This window comes from Nostoc mirabile CHAB5784, assembly GCF_020829645.1.
Taxonomy (GTDB): Bacteria; Cyanobacteriota; Cyanobacteriia; order Cyanobacteriales; family Nostocaceae; genus Nostoc; species Nostoc mirabile.
The window spans coordinates 1-4,604 of the sequence record NZ_JAIVFS010000236.1 but is presented as its reverse complement, the minus strand read 5'-3'; the positions used below and the strand labels follow the sequence as shown (position 1 = coordinate 4,604).

Sequence of the window (4,604 nt, the reverse complement as noted above, 5' to 3'; positions counted from 1 at the left end):
AAAGTGTTGGGCGACTTTAAAAAGCAGAATTCGCAAGCTATTACTTAAATCTGATAATTTACGTGATGCTATGGAAATCGTTCTCAAGCAAGCTGCGTCCTAATTAAAATGGCTACGGCTATAACTGACTACTAGCTCGAAAGCCAAAAACCAGAATATTGAAGATTTAAAAATGTGTTTTTAGAGAGCAAAATAAAAAGGCAAAAGAAAATCTTCTTTTGCCTTTTTAGTTTTTACGTTTTAATAGAGACGGTAAATTTCAAGTCTCTATTCATCGTCGAAATCATCTTCGTCGTCTTCCTCTTCTTCCTCGTAATCGTCGTCGTCTGCTACTTCATCGGCGATTAATTCATCTTCGTCATCTAGAACTGACCTTTCTGCACGTCTGCTACCAAAACCAGATTCCCCAAGAGTAGGAGAATCTAAATTATAGGTGCGAGCTGTGCGGTCATCTAAGACCATATCTAGGGGATCATCAACTTCATCCAAGACACTACTGGTAATCTCAGCAGCATAATCATCGATCGCACCGGGTTCATCATAGGTATTGTAGCCAGTACCAGCCGGAATCAATCGCCCGATAATCACGTTTTCCTTTAAGCCGCGCAGCCAATCGGATTTGCCTTCGATAGCTGCTTCGGTAAGTACCCGTGTTGTCTCTTGGAAGGATGCGGCGGAAATAAAGCTGTCGGTGTTCAACGATGCTTTGGTGATCCCCAACAATACTGGGGTATACTGTGCCCTAGCACCGCCTGTAATTGCCATAGCTTCGTTCACCTGCTCAACTTGGCGCAGTTCTACCAATTCACCAGGAAGCATTGTGGTGTCACCACCGTCATCAATCCTGACTTTGTTGGTCATTTGGCGAACAATGACTTCAATGTGCTTATCGGAAATATCAATCCCTTGAGATTGATACACCATTTGCACTTCATTCACCAAGAATGACTGTACCTTCTGCAAAGCATGGCTAGCACAAGCATAGATTCCGTCTTCGGAACCCAGGCTAAAGAAGATTTCCAAAATTTCGTGGGGATTGGATGGACCATCGGTTAATGGTTGTCCCGCTAACACAATCGATCCATCTGGCACAATCAAATTTTGTCCTGGGCCTAGAGGATAATCTGTGACCACGCCATTTGATTCTACGACCTTGATAGCGATCGCTTCATCACCACTTTCAGCGTAAACTACCTTAACTTCACCCCCCCGGCGACATAAAATGCACGCTTCTTTCGGTTTACGAGCTTCAAGTAGTTCCTCAATCCGGGGCAAACCTTGAATAATATCTCCGGTTTTGGCGCGTTCAAACACCAACAACACCAAGTTATCACCCCGTTGTACCAAATCGCCGTCTTCTATCTGCAACACAGCACCAGGGCTGACTCGATAAGGGCGACCGATACGGGTAGTAACAACGTAGTTTTTAGTACTTAGGGCTGATTCCTCACCAGATGCCGCAGTGGCACTTCTCTTGGAAAGTTGCTCCTCTTGGGGAGACCCCAAGACCGCACTTTCCGCTTTGATATCCACTACTTGTCCTGATTCTGGGGCAAAAACTCCAGGAGCAACTTCTGTACCTTCTACTAGCAAGTCACCCACTTTTACCTTTGGCTGAGTACTAGTATTAATGGTCAGCCTGTCAGCGTCACGCAACACTAAGCAGCGACGCACGTTTTCGGTTCCTTTGCGGACGCCTCGCACTTCCCCGCCTTCTTTACACAAGATTTGGGTACGTGCGACCACAGATCCAGGGGCGATGGTAAGCCCATCGTGTACCTCAAGTGTGGTTTGGGTACTTCCTTGGGTGGCATCGGCGGTAATGTCTCGACGAATTACCAAGGATTCCAAAATTACCAGTTGTAAACGTTGAACTTCTGGGTTTTCAGTATCCTCTACTAATTCAATATCTGCTGCAAGGGGTGAAGCATTATGGTCTTGTTCCCCTTCTTGCTCAATTTCCAGCACTAGCTGGGTTCGCAGCAGTTCCACGCCTTCAACAGATTTGACGCGTTCTGAATCTTTGTAAGGTAGTCGCTGCACAGCCCGCAACTGAATTGATCGTCCGGTTTGTTGACTCACAGATGTAGTTGATGGCACATCTGGATTATCGGGTACGGCAAACTCAACTACTGGACGACTCAACAGGGCGGGCCCTTCTGGTGTCTCCACATACTGGATATAACGCAATTCCGTGGCGACATTACCTTGGAATTCCTCACCTGGTTGGATGAAGGTGTTATCTCGTCCGATAACTGATTCTGGATCGTCCACCATCAGCAGTTCCCCAGGTTTAACCACAACTTCCCGCAGGATGTCGTTTTTCTGGGTAACTTCTATCACACCACTGTTTTGGCAGAAGATATCTTTTACTATCTCGGTGCCAGCTTCTACAAACTGACCGTCTTCTACCAACAGCAAGGAGATATCTTTATTAACTTCGTGGCTTTCTTCGGGAATCCACAAAAGGGTACCACCCTGCACGACTTCATAACCCAGCTTGGCTTTGCCTTTTTTCTGGACTTCTACACCCGCAAATTTCAGGAATCCACCAGTGGTTGTGCGATAGCGGTCATCAATTAACTCAGCTACTACTTGACCATTTTGCACTTTTGTGCCTGGTGTAGCTCGGAGGTTAAATACTTGGTTGTTACCAGTGGAGACTAAGTAATTATTCCGCCCTTGGGAACTTTGGACTGTCACCGAAGCCTTGTCTAGTACCACAGAAGCAGTGATAATTTCAATTTCCCTGGTACTCTTACCTGGGGTAGCTTCTGGCAACCGCACCACACCGCCGTGCAAACTGGCTAACTTGGTTTCTGCTAAAACTCCGTTAGAAGCGATCGCATCACCATTTTTCACCACCAATTCTGCACCAGGCGGCAAGTTATAAACTTCCCCAGACAAAATCCAAATCAAGCCACCGCGTGCGGCTGTGGTTGTGGTATTACCTTGACGGTCAGTTTTTTGTTCTGGAACAACTTCGGCAAATTGCACTTCTCCTGCTAAGTCAGAGGCAACATCTTTAACTGCTTTTTCTGTATTAGTCCGAGTTGTGCGTCCACCAAGGGCAACCTCTGCCAACAACTGACCTTGTTTTACCTTATTTCCATCAAATACATATAGTGTTGAACCTTGGGTAAGATGAACCTCTTGGTTCTCTGGGGTAACATCACCTACTTTTGTTGGCTCCAAAAGCATGATGCCATTAGCCTCAACATAGAGGGCATCTTCCCCGTGGCGGGTACGATATGTTCTAGTCTTCAGTTTGCGGGGAAGTTTGACAGTCCCATCGATTTTAGAACGAACTTGTTGCGCCACTTCTCCAGTAAACACCCCACCTGTGTGGAATGTCCGCATGGTTAGCTGAGTACCAGGTTCGCCGATACTTTGGGCGGCAATAATCCCTACAGCTTCGCCCAAGTCCACCATCTTGGCGTGGGCTAAACTCCAGCCGTAGCAGTGTTGACAAACGGAACGTGCGGCTTCACAAGTTAGGGGACTCCGCAGCACAACTTCTGCCACCCCAGATTTTTCGATTTTCTTCGCCAAGTCCTCAGAAACTGGGGTATTGCGTGGTGCAATTACTTCTTTTGTCACCGGATGCACCACATCTTCGGCAACTACCCGTCCCATCAAGCGGGTTCCTAGAGGGATCAAGGTTTTGGCACCTTCTGTCATTGGTCGAATGGGAATTCCTCTGGTGGTGCCACAGTCAAATTCCCGAATAATCACATCCTGAGATACGTCCACCAAACGCCGGGTGAGATAACCAGAGTCAGCCGTCCGCAAGGCAGTATCTACCAATCCTTTTCTGGCACCGTAAGACGAAATAATGTATTCCGTTACAGTGAGTCCTTCACGGAAGTTGGTTTTGATGGGCAAATCGATAATTTCCCCTTGAGGATCTGCCATCAGTCCCCGCATTCCCACCAATTGCCGCACTTGAGAGATGTTACCTCGTGCCCCGGAGAATGCCATCATGTATACGGAGTTCAAGGGATTAGTCTTCTTGAAGTGAACGACTACTTCATCTTTCAAGGCTTCACTAGTACCATTCCAAGTATCGATTACCTTTTGGAAGCGTTCTACCTCAGTGATTTCTCCCCGTTGATAACGGGTTTCAGTAGCGCGAATTTCTTCCTCGGCTGCCTCTAAGAGCAATCGCTTAGTTGGTGGTATCATCAAGTCATCTACACTGATGGAAACCCCTGCTTTGGTAGCGTAGCGAAATCCCAAATCTTTCAGTTTGTCCGCCATCACTGCGGTTCGCGCCGTACCATAATGTGTAAAGGCCCAAGAAATTAAATTTCTCAGTTGACCCTTATCAACCACCCGATTGCGAAAAATCATTTTTTCGTTAGTCATTAGTCATTAGTCCTAAGTCATCAATAATTAATAATTCGTAATTCGTAATTCGTAATTCGTAATTAATTCTTCAATTACGAATTACGAATTAGAAATTACGAATTAACTAGCAAGTGCTTCCTGAATGGCATTGTTATAAATAACGCGACCAGGAGTTGTGTATATATACTGATAAAGTACATTGCCTTTAGCGTCAAGTCTTACTCGACGGAACTTATAGAGTAACGTGCGGGTAC

Annotated in this window: 1 protein-coding gene; it reads right to left on the bottom strand. The window is 46.2% G+C overall.

Annotated features, from left to right (window positions below; translation table 11 throughout):
- Nucleotides 1-267 precede the first annotated feature (267 nt).
- Nucleotides 268-4,368: a DNA-directed RNA polymerase subunit beta'' gene (locus LC653_RS44815; protein WP_229501677.1), complete on the bottom strand. Its 4,101-nt coding sequence runs from the start codon at nucleotides 4,366-4,368 to the stop codon at nucleotides 268-270.
- Nucleotides 4,369-4,604: the final 236 nt, after the last annotated feature.

Coding starts and splice junctions, on each gene's coding strand:
- LC653_RS44815 (WP_229501677.1), bottom strand. CDS start 4,368: ATGACTAACGAAAAAATGATTTTTCGCAATCGGGTGGTTGATAAGGGT.